Origin of the sequence: Flavobacterium sp. (assembly GCF_024710485.1) — a bacterium.
GTDB lineage: Bacteria > Bacteroidota > Bacteroidia > Flavobacteriales > Flavobacteriaceae > Flavobacterium.
The window spans coordinates 1-20,357 of the sequence record NZ_JANJUQ010000014.1 but is presented as its reverse complement, the minus strand read 5'-3'; the positions used below and the strand labels follow the sequence as shown (position 1 = coordinate 20,357).

The window sequence follows — 20,357 nt, the reverse complement described above, 5'->3', positions numbered from 1 at the left end:
ATAAAAGGTTAGGTTTTATTATTTTTGAGCCCAATTTCAATCAAGTTATAAACAATCTATGTCAATAATTACCTTAACTACCGATTATGGATTAAAAGACCACTTTGTCGGTGCTTTGAAAGGTAAATTGTTATCGGAATATCCCGAAGGAACTGTGATTGATATTTCACATCACATCGATCCTTTCAATATAGCCGAAGCCGCTTATATCATTGGCGCTGCTTACAGTAGTTTTCCCAAAGGCACAGTGCATTTGATAGGTGTTGACATCGAATTAAACGAAAACAACCAACACATCGCCATGCAATGGAATGACCATTACTTCATTTGTGCCGATAACGGTATCTTGAGTATGTTGGTTCAGAAGATTGTTCCTCAAAAAATTGTGACCATCAACATTCACGATCGATTACCTGTTGAAGCTACCGATTTGGATGTATTTGTTAAAGTAGCTTGCCATTTGTCTAAAGGTGGTTTGCTGAATGTTATCGGGAAAGAAATCAAAGCGATCAAAGAAGTCACCGAATTACAAGCCGTGACGCAAGACAACTTGATTAAAGGTTACATTATCTATATCGATCATTTGGGCAATGCTGTTACCAATATTTCGAAAAAACTATTTTTAGAAATGGGTAAAGGCCGACCTTATGAAATCAAGTTCAAAGGACAAAGTATTAAAACCATATTGCCGAAATATTCCGATATCGTAGTGTCTGATAAATATACTTGGAAAGATTATGAAGGCGAGAAACTAGCCCTTTTTAACGAAGCCGGTTTTCTGGAAATCGCAATATTCAGAAGCAATCCGGATACTGTTGGTTCCGCCAGTTCGCTTTTAGGATTACAATACCGAGATTTGATTACTATTGAATTTAAAAATTAAAACGAAAAATGTTTGTCAGAATAGTTAAAATGAGTTTTCATGCTGAAAATATTCCGAAGTTTTTGGAAAATTTCAATTTAATCAAAGAAAAAATACGAAATGCGCCCGGAAACCGTTTCTTAGAATTGTATCAAGATAAAAACAATCCTGAAATCTTCTTCACTTACAGTTATTGGGAAACCGAAGCAGATTTGGAAAACTACCGTCAATCGGCTCTGTTCGATGAAGTTTGGACATTTACCAAACAATTATTCAACGGCAAACCGGAAGCGTGGAGTGTAGATAAAATAGTAAGTTTAAAATAGTTGCAGGTTGTAAGTTCTATGTTGTAAGTGATTACTTTTGCCCAACATAAAACCTACAACATACAACCCATAACAAAGAATATGAAATCAATCGCATTACGAGAAATAAAATCCTTTTTCGGCTCACCAATCGGCTATTTGGTGATTGCCATCTTTTTGCTGCTCAACGGCCTTTTCCTTTGGGTTTTCGATGGAGAATACAATATCCTGCAAAGCGGATTTGCCGATTTGAGTCCGTTTTTCACTTTAGCCCCATGGATTTTAATTTTCCTCATTCCGGCTGTAACGATGCGCAGCTTTTCGGATGAGAAAAAACAAGGCACCATCGAGTTGTTGCTCACCAAACCCTTATCTATTTGGCAAATCGTAAACGGCAAGTTTTTAGGGTCATTTTTATTGATTGTCATCGCCTTATTGCCAACCTTAGTTTACGTTTATGTGATTGCTTCCTTAGGTTCACCCGAAGGCAATATCGACATGGGCAGCACTTTGGGTTCGTACTTCGGATTGCTGTTTTTAGTGGCTTCGTATACCGCTATCGGTGTCTTCACTTCTACCCTTTCGGAAAATCAAATTGTCGCTTTTTTAATAGCGGTAATGCTGTGCTTTTTGTTCTATTACGGTTTTGAAGGCGTGTCGAATTACGTGAGCGGTTTTGAAGATTTAGTCGCCAAATTCGGTATGGATTACCACTTTAAAAGTATGGCCAGAGGCGTTTTGGACACTCGTGATATTCTCTATTTTGTTAGCGTTGCTTTCGTTTTCTTGTCGTTCACCGTATATCAATTAAAATCCTTGAAATCGTAATGAGTAAGCCGAAAAACAACTTCAAGAAATTAGCACTCACCGTACTTTTTGTAATCGTGCTCAACTTTGCCGGTCATTTCGCGTTCCACCGATTTGACTTGACAGCAGATAAAAGATATACACTTTCCGAAACGTCTTTGATCATTGTAAGTGAAGTGCAAGAGCCGCTTTACATTGACGTATTTTTGGAAGGCGAATTTCCGGGTGAATTCCAGAAACTTCAAACAGAAACCCAACAATTATTGGAAGAATTCAAAGCGCAAAACTCGAATGTAATTTTCCAATTTGTAAACCCTTTAGAAGAGGAAGAACAGCGTGATGCCACCATCCAGTCTTTCTTAGAACGCGGCTTGACTCCGGTTAATGTGACCGTAAACGACAAAGGTCAGCAAACCCAGGAAGTGGTTTTCCCTTGGGCTGTGGCTACTTGCGGAGATCGATCGGTAAAAGTGCCTTTGCTGAAAAATATGATGGGCGCCTCAACCGCCGAAAAAGTGGTGAGTTCGGTGCAACATTTGGAATACGCTTTTGCCAATGCTATCAATACTGTGGCCAAAGAAAAACAGAAAAAAGTAGTGGTACTGAACGGTAACGGACAAATCGAAGACCGTTATATCGCTGATTTCATCAAATCAGTCAGAGACAATTACTACATTGGTCCGTTTACTTTAGACTCGGTCGCTAAAAGTCCGAATGAGACTTTAAAATACTTAAAGAAATATGATTTGGCTGTCATTGCCAAACCCACAGAATCCTTTACCGATGCAGAAAAACAAGTCCTCGATCAATTCATTATCAATGGCGGAAAAACCCTTTGGCTGGTCGATCAGGTTGCGATGGAAATGGACAGTCTGTACAACGAATCGGGTGCCAATTTAGCCTTTCCTAGAGATTTAGGATTGAACGATATGTTCTTCAAATACGGGATTCGCATGAAGCCGGACTTGATTTTCGATTTGCAAAACACGCCTATAGCACTAGCCACAGGAGAACAAGGAAGTGCCACACAATACACCCAATATCCGTGGTTTTACGCGCCGCTGATTTACCCAACCAGCAAAAACCCGATAGTGACTAATTTGGATGGCATTAAATTTGATTTTGCCGGTCCGATTGAGCTTTTGGGCAACGATATCAAAAAGACTGTTTTATTGCAATCTTCTCAAGTATCACGCTTGGTTGGTACGCCTTCCGAGGTGAACTTAAACATCGTTTCACTGCGTCCGGAACAAAAAGAATTCGTTGGCAAAGGCAATTATCCTGTAGCTGTTTTATTGGAAGGACAATTCCACTCCATGTACGAAAACCGCATCTTGCCTTTTAAGGATGCTACTTTTAAAAACTCGGGGAATTCCAACAAAATGATAGTCGTTTCCGATGGTGATGTCATTAAAAATCAATTGGATAAAAACGGATTACCGCTCGAATTGGGTTATGACAAATGGACGAATAATTTATACGCCAACAAAGAGTTCATGATGAACTGTGTGAATTATTTACTGGACGATAACGGACTTATTAACATTCGCAGTAAAGAAGTCAATTTACCGATGCTGGACAAACAAAAAGTTTACGACAATTACACCAATTCGCAAATCGTAACTGTAGCAATGCCAATAGTAATCTTACTGTTATTCGGCATCGCCTTTACCCTTTTGCGCAAGCGAAAATACAGCCGCTAATGTTAATAAAAAACTTTTTGAAATCTGTTAGTTTAAGATATATTTGTAAAAAATAAAACAAAATGAAATTCATTGTATCGAGTTCATATTTATTGAAACAATTGCAAGTGTTGGGAAGTGTTATCAACAGCAGCAACACCTTGCCTATTTTAGATAATTTCCTATTCGAATTAGACAATAAAACGCTAACGGTTTCGGCTTCTGATTTAGAGACTACTATGTCGGCTACTTTAGAAATCGATTCTACCAGCAAAGGCAGTGTTGCAGTTCCGGCGAAATTGTTGTTAGATATTCTAAAAACTTTCCCTGAACAACCGTTAACTTTTACTGTTGAAGAAAACAGTACTATCGAAATCAGTTCTAATTCCGGTAAATATGCCATTGCTTACGCTCCGGGAGAAGAATTTCCTAAAGCCGTTAGTTTAGACAATCCGTCTTCTACTTTGGTTCCTGCCGATGTATTGGCAACCGCCATCAGTAAAACGATATTTGCTGCCGGAAACGACGATTTGCGTCCGGTGATGAGCGGTGTGTTTTTCCAATTTTCTCCGGAAGGCTTAATTTTCGTTGCTACCGATGCGCACAAATTGGTAAAATACGCGCGTACCGATGTTAAAGCTTCTCAAGTGGCTGATTTTATCATGCCGAAGAAGCCTTTGAACATTCTGAAAAATATTTTAGGGGCTTCCGAATCGGAGGTGACTATTGAATATAACGATTCTAACGCTACGTTTTCGTTCGACAGCTACGTGTTGACTTGTCGTTTAATCGACGGAAAATACCCGAATTACGAAGCGGTAATTCCAAAAGAAAATCCGAACAAATTAATGATCAACCGAGTGCTTTTATTGAACTCTGTGCGTCGTGTGGCGATTTTCTCTAACAAAACAACACACCAAATTCGCTTGAAAATTGCCGGTGCAGAGTTAAACATTTCTGCAGAAGACATCGATTACTCAAACAAAGCGGAAGAGCGTTTGACTTGTGATTACCAAGGTGATGACATGCAAATTGGATTCAACTCTCGTTTCTTATCGGAAATGTTGACCAACTTACAATCCGACGAAATCATGTTGGAGATGTCGATGCCAAACCGCGCCGGTATCTTAACACCTATTGACGGTTTAGATGAAGGCGAAACGGTAACCATGTTGGTTATGCCGGTGATGCTGAACAACTAGTTATTACACTAACCTTTATACCGAAAAGCGCCTCTTTCAAAAAAGAGGCGCTTTTTTTATTCGTGTAAAGCTAAAATCGGCGTTTTAAAATGGTAGGACAAGTGCTGCGTAGTGGTTGTAGTAAACAACTCTACAAAGAAGTTTCGCTTGTAAGTCAGCATCGCTAACATATCTGCTTCCTGGCTGACTAAAAAATCTTCTATGGTTTCTTTCACGTCTTCATTCGGGATAATAAAGAACTGCAGATTGGTTTCGTCCTCAAAATGCGATTGCCAACGACGTATAGTGTCTTCAGTCACATCGGAATTCGGCGTTTTCACATACAAACATTTGACTTTCGCATGGAATCTTTTGGCAAAAAATAAGACTTTAATCAACGCTTCGATGTCTTTTTTACGGAATCGTGTGGTAAACGCTATGGTATCAATTTTTTGAAATTGTGCTCCGGCAGGAACACTTAACACCGGCACATCGACTCCGGCAATAACCGAACCAGTATTGGTTCCGATTAAATTGTCCCACCAACCTTCGGCGCCATTAGTTCCCATCACCACCATATCAATGTTTTCCTGGGCAATCACTTTTTTGATACTCAATAACAAATCGCCATCCATCATAATGTGACTCATGGGAATTTGACTTAAATTTCGCGCTTCAGCTATAGCATGCAATTTGGGCATTTTTTGCTTGAAATGCTCAAAATTGGCCAACTCCATCGTATTATAGATGGTGGCATAATTGATTGGCATAGCCTGACTGTCAACAATCGGAAGTTCAAAAGTATGCAACAAAACTAACTCGGCTTTCAATCGCTTGGCCATTTCCAAAGCATAAATAAAAGCATTATCCGAAGTTTCGGAAAAATCTACTGGAACTACTATTTTTTTCATACCTAACGTTTTAATTGACTCAAAGTTACGATTTAAAACAGTTACTTAAAATGACAAATATCAGTCGATTATCAATTTAACCTTTAAAAATATACTTGATAAGTTTTATTAACTTTGCCGAAAATATACAAAGATGATTTCTCAGGAAACTATAGTAGCTTTAGCTTCACCATCGGGCGCCGGTGCCATAGCTGTCATAAGAATATCCGGTAAAGACGCCATTTCTATTGCAGAGCAAGTTTTCCAATCGGTTTCCGGAAAAAGCATCAGCCAACAAAAAACGCATACCATTCATTTGGGACACATCGTCGATGAAGGAAAAGTGTACGACCAAGTGTTGCTGTCAATCTTTAAAAATCCTCATTCCTATACCGGCGAAGATGTGATTGAAATTTCCTGTCACGGTTCAACTTTCATCCAACAACAAATTATCCAATTATTATTGCGTAAAGGTTGTAAAATGGCGCAAGCCGGTGAATTTACCTTAAGAGCTTTTTTAAACGGGAAACTTGATTTGTCGCAAGCCGAAGCGGTAGCCGATTTGATAGCTTCTGATAACGAAGCCAGCCACCAAATTGCCATGCAGCAGATGCGCGGTGGATTTAGCAACGAAATAGCCAAGCTTAGAGCCGAACTTTTGAATTTTGCCTCATTGATTGAACTCGAATTGGATTTTGCAGAAGAAGATGTAGAGTTTGCCGATCGTACGCAATTCAAGGAATTACTCAATCGCATCGAATTTGTACTGAAACGCTTAATCGATTCCTTTGCCGTGGGTAATGTGATTAAAAATGGGATTCCGGTAGCGATTGTAGGCGAACCTAATGTGGGAAAATCAACTTTACTCAATGCCTTATTGAACGAAGAACGCGCCATTGTATCCGATATTGCCGGAACAACTCGCGATACGATAGAAGACGAATTGGTCATCAATGGCATCGGTTTTCGATTCATAGATACCGCCGGGATTCGCGATACGAAAGACGTGGTGGAAAGCATCGGGATTAAAAAAACCTTTGAGAAAATCGAGCAAGCGCAGGTGGTGATTTATTTGTTTGATAGTTTAAAGTTTCAGGTTTCGGGTTCGGAATACATTGCCGAAATAGAAAAAGTAAAGAACAAATATCCTTTAAAATCAATTGTCATCGTTATAAATAAAGTGGATTTGATTTCTCAAGATGAAGTTTCCAGCATGAATCAAAAATTGGAAACATTAAACTTGAAACCCATTTTAATGAGTGCCAAGGAAAAACAGGGCATTGACGAACTTAAAAATTTGCTTTTATCGTTTGTCAATACCGGAGCGTTGCGCAACAATGAAACCATAGTTACCAACACCCGTCATTACGATTCATTACTCAAAGCTTTGGAAGAAATTCAGAAAGTCACTTTTGGTTTAAACAGCGGGCTTTCCTCCGATTTAATGGCCATAGATATCAAACAAGCTTTATACTATTTTGGTGAAATAACAGGAGAAGTAACGAATGACGAATTGTTAGGAAATATATTTGCTAATTTCTGTATCGGGAAATAATTTACATTTTAGCACATTAATTATTTTTTAGTATTTTTTTTTAACTTATATTTAGCTATCTCTAACTATTTAACCAAACCCTTTATATGAACTTCAAAGAAATATTGAAAAAAGTTTCGCATTGGGTTATATCAAGACCAAAGACAACAGGCTTAGTCAGCTTTCTGATCATGCTCGCTTTGTTAAGTTTTGTGGTGAAACTGAGGTATGAAATCATCAAAGAAAACGAAAGACGGGAGATGAATAATATCCTGAATGTCGTTAAACAAAACTTTGAGCATGTTTTAAAAAGCAGTTACTCTTCTGCCCTAACCATGGCGATGACAATCAATGATGAAGGGGAACCGGAAAACTTTGAAAAAATAGCCAAACAATTAGTAGACAATAACGAATCAATTGATGCAGTACAACTTGTACCGGATGGTGTCATCAAATATGTTTATCCTTTTGAGGAAAATAAGGCAGTTATCAATTATAACATATTAAATAGTCCCCAAAATAGGTTTGAAGCAAGGAAGTCAATAAAATCAAAATTAATGTTTTTTGCCGGTCCTATGCGATTAAAACAAGGAGGGGTTGGTGTGGTAGGACGACTGCCCATCTATAAGAACAATCGATTTTGGGGATTTTCAGCCGTGGTAATTCGCTTTGAAACCCTTATAAAAGAATCCGGTGTTAATACTATAGACGATACTAAATACTATTTTCAATTCTCAAAAACCAATCCCATTTCAAAAAAAGAGGAATTTTTTCTTCCTATACAAAAGGATTTCAAGAAGAATCCACTTTTAAAAGTGACCATACCCGACGGGGAATGGAATCTATATCTTATCTCAAGAAAACAAAACAATATTATCAACCAACTCTACACTTCAGCTTCTTTAGGCTTGTTGCTATCCGTTATTATTGGTTTATGGGTTACTTCATTGTTGAGAAAACCGGCTGAACTTCAACAATTAATTGAGCTACAAACCCAAAAAATCATCAAAAGAGAAGCAGAGTTCGGGGCTATCTTTGATCAAGCTCCGGTAGGCATTGCTAAAATCGACACAATAACCGGAAACTTCATTACCATTAATAAAGAATACGCCAACATTGTCGGATATCCCAGAGAAGAATTATTAACCACTAATTTCCAATCCATTACTTATCCTGAAGACCTAAAAGAGGATTTGGAAAATATGCAAAAATTGCAAAACAGACTGATTGATGAATTTAGTATGGAAAAACGATACATTCACAAATCGGGAAAAATTGTTTGGGTAAATTTAATTGTAGCCGTTTTATGGAAAGAAGCCAATAGAGTCCTTAATCATATCGCTATTGTTGAAGACATTACCGATAAAAAAAGAGCTGAAGAAGAATTGAAACAGTCTTTTGAATTGGTCTCTGAACAGAATAAAAGATTGTTAAACTTCTCGTATATTGTATCTCACAATCTTCGCTCTCATACCAGTAATATTGAACTCATCTCCAGTTTAATGGAGAGTGTTAAGACCCAAGAGGAACAAGAAGAAATGGTTAACTTGCTTAAAAGAGTCTCCAAATCACTAGACGAGACTATGAGAAATTTAAATGAAGTAGTTAACATCAGAACCAATCTTAATTTAACCATTGAACAGCTTAACTTGAATTTGTTTATTGAAAAAACTTTAGCTGTTCTAGAAAAGCAAATTCAGGACAAAAAGGCTGTAGTTGAAAACTTAGTTCCCAAGGAAATTCAAATCACTTACAATCCAGCTTATTTAGAAAGCATATTATACAATTTCATCTCCAATGCCATTCGATACAGCCATCCCGACAGAAAGCCATTAGTGGTATTGCGCTTCGACCAAGATAAAAAGGCTTTAATCATAGCAGATAACGGTATTGGGATTGATTTGAAGCGAAACGGCGAAAACCTATTCGGAATGTATAAAACCTTTAATAATAATCCTGATGCCAAAGGAATCGGATTATTCATTTCCAAAAACCAGATTGATGCAATGGGTGGCCGAATCGAAATTGACAGTGAACTAAATGTGGGTACTACTTTCACAATTTACTTCAAATAAAAAACCTGCTGAATTGATCAGGTTTTCATTATTCATAGGTCATCGGAATCGATTATTTTACAATTAATTTCTTAGCAAAAGTTTGGTTGTTGCGCGTAATTTTAACCAAATAAATACCGGATGACACATTGGGTTCAAAAGTAGTTTCTCCCTCAAATTTTTGTTCAAAAACTTTCATTCCAATACTGTTAAACATTTCCATTCTGGCTTCTGAGTCTATACCGTAAACCGTAAAACGCTCTGCAGTTGGGTTTGGATAAATACGGAATGCCAAAGCTACATTATCGTTTGTTGATAACGAAGCATACCAAGCTTGTCCGACATTATCACCCCAAATGTAATCCGCCAAAGAAGGATAATCAATAAACGGATTTCGGTTGTATTGCCAAGTGTAAATATAATTATTGCGATTCATCTCGAAATCATCCCGCGGATCGGTTTGATTCCACGTCAATAACGAAGCCAAATCACCCAACTGACCGACAGTGGTATCCGGAATATCACCATTAACCACACTTAAAGCATTGTAACGAACGGCCATATAAAATACAGAACGCGCTACATCTCCTTTCCATGAACCGAGATTTCCGGGAGGACCGTTGTAACCGGTCAATCCATAATCTCTATTACTTCTGGAGGTATTTTCCGGACCATCTTCGGCACGAATGTGGTGCGCGTCTCCGTGACCGGCAGCAATGTCATCGGCACTGGTTGGTGACCAAACATTAATACCGTCAGGAATATCACCGGTAGCATTGGCAAATCCACCACGAGATTGCGGGTAGATATGCTCTCTGTTCCAAAAGCCTACATTGCTTGAGGTGGTTTGAAAATCTAATTTTGCGCGCGGTGTTTCAACATACATCAACCAAACCTGATTACTGTTCAACGGATTTTGATCCGCTACTTTTAAAATATCGGTCACATCTCCGTAGCTGTGTGCTCTTACAACGGCCGGATTAGCAATGATATTTTGCAAAGCTTGTTTTAAAGCGGCTCCGGACAATCCCTCTAAAGCATCATAATATCCGGCGGGCGCTGTGCTGGTAACATTGCCGTAAGTAGGATTCAACGGTGTACCGAAAGGTAAAGTTGTAAAATCATTATCCACCACTCTAATCTCGATGTTGTCATTGCGTCGATTGTATCCGGAAGGTAGGCTTCCAAACTTTATTTTGAGCACTTCATCACCTTCATCTAAGGTATCATCAACTAAAGTAATGGTAGTCGTAAAGGTATTAGAGCCTGTTGGTATGAATACGTTTGTATTTCCTGTAAAATCGGCTGTACCGAAACCTCCGTTGTTGAGAGAAAACGAAAAATTCAAATCACTCGTCACCACACTGTCTGAAGTGAAGGTGATGCTAAAACTATCCCCTTCGTTTTTATGGTTGGTATTCGTTGTAATGGTGATTCCGTTGTAAACAAATCCGCTGCCATCGTTATTCATCCCGGGAGTTGGTGCCTTGACTTCCCAAGAACCGTCAGATTTACGTTGGATGGATTGTGTCGTACCCGAACCGTTGGCATTTTCGTTTACTTGAGTAGTTACACCCAACAAAGCTTGCAAAGAAGGTACTTGAGTGGTATTGTTAGAATGCACCAAAGCATCTATTAAATTCAGTGTAGTGGCAGTAGTATTGTTAGGAAAATCGGAAGTAGAGCCTAAATACAGGCCTACGCCGTCGGGACCGTTTTGAATGGTACTATTGGTAAAAATACGTTCAGGTACCGGGGAAACCAAGTTATTACCCACAAGAACAAGTCCATTAGCGTCGGTAGTTAATCCGTTTAAACTAAGGGTAAAATAACTTTTATCGGCTAAGGAACCGGTACCATTAAAAAACACCAAAACATAGCCGTTGAGGGGAAAATTTGGGGTAACCGATTTCAACTCGATAAACTCTTTATCATCAGAACTGGGATTATCCGAATCAAATTCATTGATAATCACCTGGGCTTCTATCATTGATGTGGACAGCACCAATAGATAGCACAATATTTTTTTAAGCATTAACTAAAATTTTGCCCAAATTTATCGATATGAAAAATTTAAAATTGTGAAATCCATTATTTTATGACTAGTTTAATAGTCTTGATTAAATAATTAAAGAAAAAACTTTATTTTTTATAATTTTTTTTCAGAATTTTAATACGTAAAAATTCATCTCTCTTTTCATTAAAATACACTATTTTTACTTTCTCACATCATTTGTTGTATGACAGAAGTTTTAGGTTATTTTGGAGCTCTTTGTATTGGAATAATCCTCGGTATTACCGGTGGTGGCGGCTCCATACTTACCGTTCCTATTTTAGTATACGTACTTCAATTAAATCCGGTAATTGCCACAGCCTATTCTTTGTTTATTGTAGGCACTAGTTCGGCATTGGGCAGCATTCATAACTTCCGAAAAGGCTTAGTGGATGTTAGAAGTGCTGTTCGTTTTGCTTTGCCTTCGGTTCTTGGTGTTTATCTGACCCGAAAATACTTAGTGCCCGAAATCCCTGATCCTGTGTTTTATTTTGCTTCTTTTCAATTGACAAAGGCTACGTTTTTAATGGTAATTTTTGCCGTTGTCATGGTTTTGGCTGCTGTTTCCATGCTGAAGAACAAAAAAGAAAATCCAGTACCCGAAATCACCAATCCTTACGGAAGTCTGATTCAGTTGTTTTTCGTAGGTGTTTTAATCGGATTAATTGGTGCCGGAGGTGGTTTTTTGATTGTTCCGGCACTTATTAAACTGGCCCGTTTAACCATCAAAAAAGCTATTGCTACTTCATTATTGGTCATTACCATTAATTCATTGATAGGTTTTTCAGGCGATATCCAAAACAATGAAATAGATTGGCTTTTTCTGTTATCCTTTACCGCTTTGTCGGCTGTGGGCATATTCATCGGACTTTATCTCCAAAAATTCATCAACGAAAAACTACTTAAAAAAATCTTCGGTATATTCATCTTACTAATGGCTATCATTATCTTCTGTAAAGAATTGTTTTCCTAAAGAATTCTAAATGGTCGAGCCTTTTAATGATTTACCCTTACCTTTGTATAAAATTACAGTGTTATGAAAATTGAACAAATTTACACCGGATGTATCGCGCAAGCTGCCTATTATTTAGAAAGCAATGGAGAAGCTGCTATTTTTGACCCATTGCGAGAAGTACAACCGTATTTAGATAAAGCAGCCAAAGATAACGCTACCATTAAATATATTTTTGAAACACATTTTCATGCCGATTTTGTCTCGGGACATTTAGACTTGGCTCAGAAAAGTGGTGGAAAAATCGTTTACGGTCCAACCGCTAACCCTGAATTTGAAGCCATTATTGCAGAAGACAATCAGGAATTTAAAGTGGGTAACTATACCATTACTGCCATTCACACTCCGGGGCATACTTTGGAAAGCACCTGCTATTTGTTGACAGATGAAAACGGAAAACAGCACGGCATCATCACCGGAGATACTTTATTCATAGGCGATGTAGGCCGACCGGATTTGGCGCAAGCTTTAACCTCAGATCTCACTCAGGAAAAGTTAGCTTCGTATTTATTCGATTCTCTCCGAAACAAAATCATGCCTTTAAGCGATGATTTAATTGTATATCCGAGTCATGGGGCCGGAAGTGCTTGCGGAAAGAACATGAGTAAAGAAACAACAGATACTCTAGGCAACCAAAAAAGAACCAACTACGCTTTAAGAGCGGATATGACCAAGGAAGAGTTTACGAAAGAACTTTTGGAGGGTTTAGGAACACCTCCGGCCTATTTTCCTCAAAACGTATTGATGAACATTAAAGGGTATGAAAGTTTGGATACTGTGATTAAAAACAGTAAAGTTGCTCTTTCGCCTCAAGAATTTGAAGCTGTGGCAAACCAAGGTGATGTAGTAATATTAGATGTACGTCATGAAAATGATTTTGTAAAAAGTCATATTCCTAATTCCATTTTCATAGGCATACAAGGTAATTTTGCACCATGGGTTGGTTCCTTACTCAGAGATGTACATCAAAAATTGGTATTAGTAACACCCGAAGGTAAAGAAGAAGAGACCATTACCCGATTGTCACGTGTCGGCTTTGATCATGTTTTAGGTTATCTACATGGCGGTATAAATTCTTGGAAGGAGGCAGGATTTGAAACAGATAGTATTACTTCCATCAGTCCGGAAACATTTGCGCAACAATTCAACGACGAAAGCCTAGTTGTGGATGCTCGAAAACCGAGTGAATACGAAGCAGAACATGTGGAAAATGCTGTAAATATTCCTTTAGATACTGTAAATGAAAATTTTCAAAGTATTCCGAAAGAAAAAGAATTCTTTCTGCATTGCGCCGGAGGTTATCGTTCTGTAATTATGGCATCGATATTGAAATCCAGAGGCATTCACAACTTAATCAATGTCGAAAAAGGACTCAACGGTATCAAACAAACTTCTGTACCTTGTACTCAATTTGTATGTCCATCGACCAAAAAATAATTCTTTAAAAAAACAAAAAAAGTAAGTCATAGTATTGCAATTTAAATACATTTGCAATCATTAAATTTAAAACAACAAAATGAAAAAAGTAATTCTTCTTGTAGCCTCGGCCGTAGTATTGTTTTCTTGTAATAAGTTAGCGGAAGGTGAATATATCATCAGTGGTAACGTAAAAGGTATGAAAAACGGTTTAGTTTATCTGGAAAAACAAGGTCCGATGGGTATGGGATTCTTAGCAATCGATACGGTAAAAATTAAAGACGGAAAATTTGAAATCAAAGGAAAAGCCTCAGAGCCGGAAATTCACTTTATTCAAGTAGATAAAGTAAACGGTAAATTGCCTTTGGTTTTAGAAGGCGGAGAAATTGATATCGAATTTGACAAAGACAGTTTGGTAAAATCGAAAATCACAGGAACTTACAACAACGATGAGTTCACAAAATTCAATGAAGAATCTGATAAAATACAAAAGAAATTAAAAGGAAAAATTCTTGATTTCCAACAACGCAACAAAGTAGCTATCGAAAATGCTCAAAAAAGTAATGATACTGTAGCGATGAATAAATTGAGAGCAGAATATGATTTGATTCAAAAAGACATGACCGATTATACTTTCGGTTATCCTAAAACGCACCCGAAATCATTTATCAGTGTCTTGATTTTACAAATGATGGTGAACAACCCTAAGTTTACAACTAAAGAAATTGAAACGATTTACAATTCTTTTGACGAAAGTCTTAAGAAAACCAAACCCGCAAAATCGATTAAAGAAAATCTTGATGCTTTAAAAAAAAAGCCGATAGCCAATCAAGCGTCAAACTCAACCAAATAGCACCCGACTTCAAAGCACCAACTCCGGAAGGAAAAATGGTGTCTCTAAAACAAAGTATGGGTAAAGTTACACTGATTGATTTTTGGGCTTCATGGTGTATGCCTTGTCGTAAAGAAAACCCCAAAGTTGTGGCTTTGTACAACGAATTTCACAGTAAAGGATTTAACATCATCAGTGTTTCATTAGACAGTGATGCCGGAGATTGGAAAGAAGCTATTGCTAAAGACGGATTGACTTGGCCTCAAGTTTCCAACTTAAAAGAAATGGATGACCCAATAGTAAAAAGATACGGTGTTACTTTAATACCAACAACCTTTTTGCTGGACGCAACGGGAAAAGTAATCGGAATTGATTTACCACAAGACGAAATGAAGCGCAAAATTCAGGAACTGTTGAATAAAAAATAACGATTTACATCTGATATTCTCAAAAAATCTCCTTCGGGAGATTTTTTATTTCATTTACTACCAACGGCTTAAAAAAAGTGTGGTGAAATATCTTCTTTTTTGTTTGCGAAGCCCGAAACAGTTTTTATATTTGCAATCGCTATAAGCATTGGGGAGATACTCAAGCGGCCAACGAGGGCGGACTGTAAATCCGCTGACTAAGTCTTCGCAGGTTCGAATCCTGCTCTCCCCACAAATAAAAAAACAAAAAGTCTCAAAACCCTGCAAATCTTAAGATTTTCAGGGTTTTTGTTTTTCTGTTACCTCCAAATTATTCATTCAATCTTAAAGCTGAAGGGGCAAAATCGAGACCCTAAAATTTTCTAAATCTAGGGTCTCGCTAAATCTTCTTAAGCCTTACAAACATTGTACTTCAAGCCAGTTCAACAACTCGTTCAAAAGTTGTACATCTTGTTTGTTATTAGTCAGGAATTTAAATTGAATAATAATTAAAAGGTCACCAACATGAAAACAAAAATCACCTTGCACTTTTACACCAAAAGCACCAAAATGAATGCTGATGGTAAATTACCAATCTATGTTAGATTGACGGTTAATGGTCAAAGATTAGAATTTAGTTCAAAAAAGTTTATTGAAAAATCAAAATGGCTGCCTGAATTATGCAAAATGAAAGGTAGTACAGAAGAAGCCCGTTCAATCAATAGCTATCTTGATATGATAAAATCAAAGGTATTAGGTGCTGAACTAGAGCTACTACATAAAAATGAAGATCTTACCATTGAAAATTTCCAATCAATTCTGTTAGATAAAAATAAAAAAAGCAGAATGCTTATTTCAATTTTTCAAGACCACAATAATAAAATGAGGGAGCTATTGGGTAAACAATATGCTCATGGTACTCTCCAAAGATTTGAAGTAACTCTAAACCATATAAAGAAGTTTCTACACTGGAAATACAATTCAACTGATATATCAATTGACAAAATAGATTTCGCCTTTATAACTGAGCTAGAATTCTATTTACGTAGCGTTAAAAACTGCAGCAACAATACTGCTGTAAAATATGTTCGAAACTTCCGGAAAATAATCAATATATGCTTAAACAATGACTGGATAGAGAAAAATCCATTTAGCAAATACGAAGGCAAAGTTTATGAAGTTGATAAAGAATTTTTATCCGAGGAAGAAATCCGGAAAATCTACTCTAAAAAGTTTATGAATACACGCTTGGAGCAAGTTAGAGACATCTTTATCTTTTGCTGTTTTACCGGATTAGCATACATTGATGTTCAGCAATTAAGAAAAGACCATTTGGGTATTGGTATTGATGGCAATAAATGGATTTTTAAAAACCGTCAAAAAACTGATACCAGGTCCAAAATACCTTTACTTCCAATTGCAGAAGAATTGATTATGAAATATGAAACACATCCAAAGTGTATAAATGAGGACCGACTACTACCTGTATTGAGTAATCAAAAAATGAATAGCTACTTAAAAGAAATAGGAGATGTTTGTGGAATAAACAAAGAGATAACTTTTCACATGGCTCGTCACACCTTTGCAACATCTGTTACTTTAACTAACGGAGTACCTATTGAAAGTGTGAGCAAGATGTTAGGACATAAAAGTCTCAGAACAACTCAGCACTATGCAAAAATAGTTGACAAAAGAGTTAGTGACGACATGGCTATTCTAAAACAAAAATTAGCATTTCAAACAATGGCTCAAAGCTCATAAAATCTGATTTAAAAATCCACAAGAACACTTTTAAATTCCCGAATCACACACCATAACGTTTGATTCGGGAATGCTACTTCTATAGCTTTGCTGCTTATTTTTCAATGCATGCAAGGCCAATCCTATTATCAACGGATGAAGAACATTTACCAGATGCTATTCGAATTAGCAACTGGTAACTTCGCCTATAGAATAGAGCCTACTGGAGTTAATGATGAAATAGATGAACTTAGTAATGTAATTAATATCCTTGGGCTCACACTCCAAAATACAATTACAAAATCAGGCTATGTTATCCCTTACTACAATTATCAGAGTGTTATCCAAAATACATTTGTCCTTAACAAGGAATACAATATTGAAAGCTTTAATACATCAGCCAATTCTATTCTGGGTTACAACCCTGAAATACTAAAGAATATGCCTTTTGATGAAATAATAGCACCTCAATCAACAGATATTTGGCGTAGCATAAAAAACGATATTGCAAATGATATACAATATCAAAACACAATACAATTAGTCTTAATTACCATAAATAAAAAACTGATTCCATTACATTTCACAATATCAAAGTTTTATAAGAGTGATAAGATTTTGATATGCTCAATAGCAACAGTCCTTTATCACTCGCTCGATGATACTTTTGTATCCTTAAATAAAATTAGTCCTCGCCAAAAAGACTCAGACATAATCCAAAATGTTTATGAATACATACTGAATAATCTTGAAGAACCACTACCTTCATTAAAAACACTAACAAAAATGTTTGGTTCTAATGAGTTTAAGTTAAAAGCAGGTTTTCGTCACTTCTTTAATACAAGTATTTACCAACTTTACAATGATGAGCGACTCAAAAAAGCACATAACCTAATCTTAAAAACCGATTTATCTTTAAAAGAAATCTCATTTATGTGCGGCTTCAATTCTTACCTCAACTTCTACAAAGCTTTCAAAAAAAAGTATCATTACTCTCCTAGTGAACTCAACAGACCATCAAGAATGGAATAGTATTACTACATTTTTGAATATCTCTAAGTAATTGTTTTTAAGAATTTTACATAAAAATACATGTAAAATGAAACTTCAAATTACTAAATCGAACATCATACAAACAGTAGTCGCACTTTACATTCTACTCTTCACTTATGCGGCCGTAAGTAAAGTATTAGACTTCCATAATTTTCAAATTCAACTGGGTCAGTCACCCCTTTTAAGTGCTTTTGCAGATTGGGTTGCTATTACAGTTCCTTTGGTAGAGTTTATTATTGTCTTGCTGTTACTGAGCAACAAATCTCGCTTGTTAGGACTATACGGCAGCTTTGCTTTAATGACAATGTTTACGGCATACATTGTGATTATTCTAAACTTTAGCTCCTTCACGCCATGTTCTTGTGGCGGTATCTTAGAAGAAATGACTTGGAGACAGCATCTTATTTTCAATATAGTTTTCGTGGCCTTATCGGGAATAGCAATCATGTCTAACACCTTCAATAGGTTTGTGTTTGGCTATTTGACTATTCTAGCCACCTCTGCTATTGGTATTGTAGTGGCACTCTTTCTACTGTCAGAAGATATCATACAACATCGAAACAACTTTGTCCGAAGACTGCCGGCACAATTTTCAAAACAACACGAATTCGACCTCGGATTCAATTCATACTATTTCGCGGGAGTTGCCAACGGAAAAGTATACCTAGGAAACACAACAGCCCCATTATTACTGACTGAAATAGATACCTCTCTAAAAAACAAAAAGGAATTGGTAGTGAAATTAAACAATCTAAACCTGCCGTTCCGTTCTCTCCAACTCCAAGTCTACTCCAAGTATTTTTTCGCCTCCGATGGCACAGTCCCAGCGGTATTTCGCGGTATAACAGGGCAATGGTATGCCACCCAAATGCCGCAAGTAAAAAGTAAATTTTCAAATCCGGCTTTTATCGATACCACCACGTTTGTATTTCGTACACACAAGGCTAATGCAGAGAATGTTTTAGCACGCTTTGATGAAGAGCAAAGTAAAACAACCACAAATCCGACCATACTTCAAAAACAATTTGACGGTATTTTCGATACCGATGGCATACTAAACTACGACCCAAAAACCAATTTACTGGTATACCTCTATTACTACCGCAATCAATATATCGTTTGCGACTCCAAACTTAACATAATCCATCGCGGCAACACCATTGATACTATTAGTAAGGCGCAAATCAAGGTGGCATTCAACAAAGACCGCAATGAAAAGAAACTCGCTGCACCGCCTTTGACCGTAAATAAAAACGCCTACCTCCATGGCGGACTACTATTCGTTAACGCTGCACTGATGGGGAAATTTGAAGATGAAAAAATGTGGAGACAGGCTAGCCTGATAGATGTTTATGATATAAAAAATCGCTCTTACATCGTAAGCTTCTATGTTTACAACATTGAGGGCAAACGACTAAGTCACTTTGCAGTGGAAGGCCATACGTTTTACGGGATCATAGGTAATCACCTAGTAAGCTACAAAATGAGTTATCTGATACACAAACGGCTTTCACTTTAGATTTTGGATAAGTGTAAAAAAAGACACCAAAAATATAATTAGCTAATTATCAGGGAGAAGATCGAAAACCTGTGAACAGAGTAGATCAATAACTTGTAATTTTTTATTTTATGAAAAGATTCAGTAAATTCATTCCTATGGCTGCACTAGCTTTAGGATTGGTTGGCGCTCTTAGCTCGTTCACTACGAGCACTGAGGCCAAAGAAGCCATCAACATCCAAGGGTATCTTAAAGCAAACCCTTTCGGAACGGTGTGTAACACCTCCATCATGTGTTCTGATGATCCCGGACCACTTTGTACTGTTGGTACTACACAAGTCTGGGGCAAAGACGCGAGTGGAAACTGTGTGGTTGAACTGAGACGCAACCATCAGTAGCCAAAAAAGCAAAGCAGTTCCCTTGAGAACTGCTTTGTTATTTAAAAAGTATCTGGAATAAACCAATCCGGCTTAGGAGTTCCTTTCAAGTAATAGTCCCACCACTGAGTTATACGTCGAGTCAAATCCATTTGATGTTCCGCCTTTGTTAGGCCGTGCCCTCCTCCTTCATAAAGCAATAATATATTAGGTTTTCCAAGCCTGCGCAAAGCCAAATGGAATTCAAGGCTTTGGCGATAGTTTACTGAGTTATCCTTTGTCCCTGCCCACAGTAAAAGTGGAGTATTTACCCCGGGTGCAAAAGTAACCGGAGAATTTTGCAAATAGCGGTCAAAATCTTCAAAAAGCGGCACACCCATCCGTAATTGATTGAATTCATAACGCCAAGTCTCTTGTTTCAAATTGTTATCACCTACGGAAAGATAACAACTGATACTATCGGCAAAACCGGAACCCGAAATCGCCGCTGCAAAAATATTGGTCTGAGTCACAATAAAATTAGTTTCATATCCCCCAAACGAATGCCCCACAAGGCCTATTCGCTTTTTATCTACCAATTCATGAGCCAATACCTCATTTACGGCAGCGGTAACACAATCCACCGCCGACACACCCGGCTTTCCCTCTTCATAG

General features: G+C 37.4%; 18 protein-coding genes and 1 tRNA gene. 16 read left to right on the top strand and 3 right to left on the bottom strand.

Annotated features, from left to right (window positions below; all coding sequences use genetic code 11):
• Positions 1–58: 58 nt before the first annotated feature.
• The 5 genes from Q0M21_RS02985 (at position 59) to dnaN (ending at position 4,858) form a co-directional block, all read left to right on the top strand.
• Positions 59–883 carry an SAM-dependent chlorinase/fluorinase gene (locus Q0M21_RS02985; RefSeq protein ID WP_295334528.1) on the top strand — a complete coding sequence of 275 codons (825 nt, stop codon included), beginning with the start codon at positions 59–61 and terminating at the stop codon, positions 881–883.
• A gap of 8 nt (positions 884–891) precedes the next feature.
• Positions 892–1,188, top strand: a complete 297-nt coding sequence (locus tag Q0M21_RS02980) for a putative quinol monooxygenase (RefSeq protein ID WP_295334525.1) — start codon at positions 892–894, stop codon at positions 1,186–1,188.
• An 81-nt stretch (positions 1,189–1,269) separates the two neighbouring features.
• The gene (gene gldF / locus Q0M21_RS02975; RefSeq protein ID WP_295334522.1) at positions 1,270–1,995 is read left to right on the top strand and encodes a gliding motility-associated ABC transporter permease subunit GldF; all 726 of its coding nucleotides are present in this window, start codon (positions 1,270–1,272) and stop codon (positions 1,993–1,995) included.
• Positions 1,995–3,677 (top strand): gliding motility-associated ABC transporter substrate-binding protein GldG, encoded by a 1,683-nt coding sequence (gldG, locus tag Q0M21_RS02970; RefSeq protein ID WP_295334519.1) that lies wholly within the window; start codon positions 1,995–1,997, stop codon positions 3,675–3,677. Before gldF ends, gldG begins: the two co-directional genes overlap by 1 nt.
• 62 nt (positions 3,678–3,739) lie before the next feature.
• Positions 3,740–4,858, top strand: a complete 1,119-nt coding sequence (gene dnaN / locus Q0M21_RS02965) for a DNA polymerase III subunit beta (protein ID WP_295334516.1) — start codon at positions 3,740–3,742, stop codon at positions 4,856–4,858.
• Positions 4,859–4,914: 56 nt separating this feature from the next.
• Here the strand turns inward: dnaN and Q0M21_RS02960 are convergent, their stop codons facing one another.
• Positions 4,915–5,748: a universal stress protein gene (locus tag Q0M21_RS02960; RefSeq protein WP_295334514.1), complete on the bottom strand. Its 834-nt coding sequence runs from the start codon at positions 5,746–5,748 to the stop codon at positions 4,915–4,917.
• A gap of 133 nt (positions 5,749–5,881) precedes the next feature.
• Here Q0M21_RS02960 and mnmE point away from each other — a divergent pair, with 133 nt between their 5' ends.
• Entirely contained in the window at positions 5,882–7,282 is a 1,401-nt protein-coding gene (gene mnmE / locus Q0M21_RS02955) for a tRNA uridine-5-carboxymethylaminomethyl(34) synthesis GTPase MnmE (RefSeq protein ID WP_295334511.1), read from the top strand.
• An 86-nt stretch (positions 7,283–7,368) separates the two neighbouring features.
• Positions 7,369–9,336: a PAS domain S-box protein gene (locus Q0M21_RS02950; protein WP_295334508.1), complete on the top strand. Its 1,968-nt coding sequence runs from the start codon at positions 7,369–7,371 to the stop codon at positions 9,334–9,336.
• 52 nt (positions 9,337–9,388) lie between these two features.
• On the opposite strand, the gene Q0M21_RS02945 is transcribed toward Q0M21_RS02950, so the two are convergent.
• Positions 9,389–11,350, bottom strand: a complete 1,962-nt coding sequence (locus Q0M21_RS02945; RefSeq protein WP_295334505.1) for an endonuclease — start codon at positions 11,348–11,350, stop codon at positions 9,389–9,391.
• 205 nt (positions 11,351–11,555) lie between these two features.
• On the opposite strand from Q0M21_RS02945, the gene Q0M21_RS02940 reads away from it, so the two are divergent.
• The 9 genes from Q0M21_RS02940 (at position 11,556) to Q0M21_RS02900 (ending at position 19,724) form a co-directional block, all read left to right on the top strand.
• Positions 11,556–12,341: a sulfite exporter TauE/SafE family protein gene (locus tag Q0M21_RS02940; RefSeq protein ID WP_295334502.1), complete on the top strand. Its 786-nt coding sequence runs from the start codon at positions 11,556–11,558 to the stop codon at positions 12,339–12,341.
• Between the two features lie 63 nt (positions 12,342–12,404).
• On the top strand, positions 12,405–13,817 hold the full coding sequence (locus tag Q0M21_RS02935) for a rhodanese-like domain-containing protein (protein WP_295334500.1): 1,413 nt from the start codon (positions 12,405–12,407) through the stop codon (positions 13,815–13,817).
• Between the two features lie 79 nt (positions 13,818–13,896).
• The gene (locus Q0M21_RS02930; RefSeq protein ID WP_295334498.1) at positions 13,897–14,649 is read left to right on the top strand and encodes a DUF4369 domain-containing protein; all 753 of its coding nucleotides are present in this window, start codon (positions 13,897–13,899) and stop codon (positions 14,647–14,649) included.
• Positions 14,650–14,684: 35 nt separating this feature from the next.
• The gene (locus tag Q0M21_RS02925; RefSeq protein WP_295334496.1) at positions 14,685–15,056 is read left to right on the top strand and encodes a TlpA disulfide reductase family protein; all 372 of its coding nucleotides are present in this window, start codon (positions 14,685–14,687) and stop codon (positions 15,054–15,056) included.
• Between the two features lie 150 nt (positions 15,057–15,206).
• Positions 15,207–15,288, top strand: a tRNA-Tyr gene (locus Q0M21_RS02920).
• A 272-nt stretch (positions 15,289–15,560) separates the two neighbouring features.
• Positions 15,561–16,796, top strand: coding sequence for a site-specific integrase (locus Q0M21_RS02915; protein ID WP_295334494.1), 1,236 nt, complete (start codon positions 15,561–15,563; stop codon positions 16,794–16,796).
• A 135-nt stretch (positions 16,797–16,931) separates the two neighbouring features.
• Positions 16,932–17,807: a helix-turn-helix domain-containing protein gene (locus Q0M21_RS02910; RefSeq protein ID WP_295334492.1), complete on the top strand. Its 876-nt coding sequence runs from the start codon at positions 16,932–16,934 to the stop codon at positions 17,805–17,807.
• A 67-nt stretch (positions 17,808–17,874) separates the two neighbouring features.
• A complete protein-coding gene (locus Q0M21_RS02905; RefSeq protein ID WP_295334490.1) occupies positions 17,875–19,347 on the top strand; it encodes a MauE/DoxX family redox-associated membrane protein in 1,473 nt (490 codons plus the stop codon).
• Between the two features lie 110 nt (positions 19,348–19,457).
• The gene (locus Q0M21_RS02900) at positions 19,458–19,724 is read left to right on the top strand and encodes a DUF6520 family protein (protein ID WP_295334483.1); all 267 of its coding nucleotides are present in this window, start codon (positions 19,458–19,460) and stop codon (positions 19,722–19,724) included.
• 41 nt (positions 19,725–19,765) lie between these two features.
• Here Q0M21_RS02900 and Q0M21_RS02895 read toward each other — a convergent pair.
• Positions 19,766–20,357: prolyl oligopeptidase family serine peptidase (locus Q0M21_RS02895; protein WP_295334480.1), on the bottom strand; the 592-nt coding region annotated here is incomplete at its 5' end.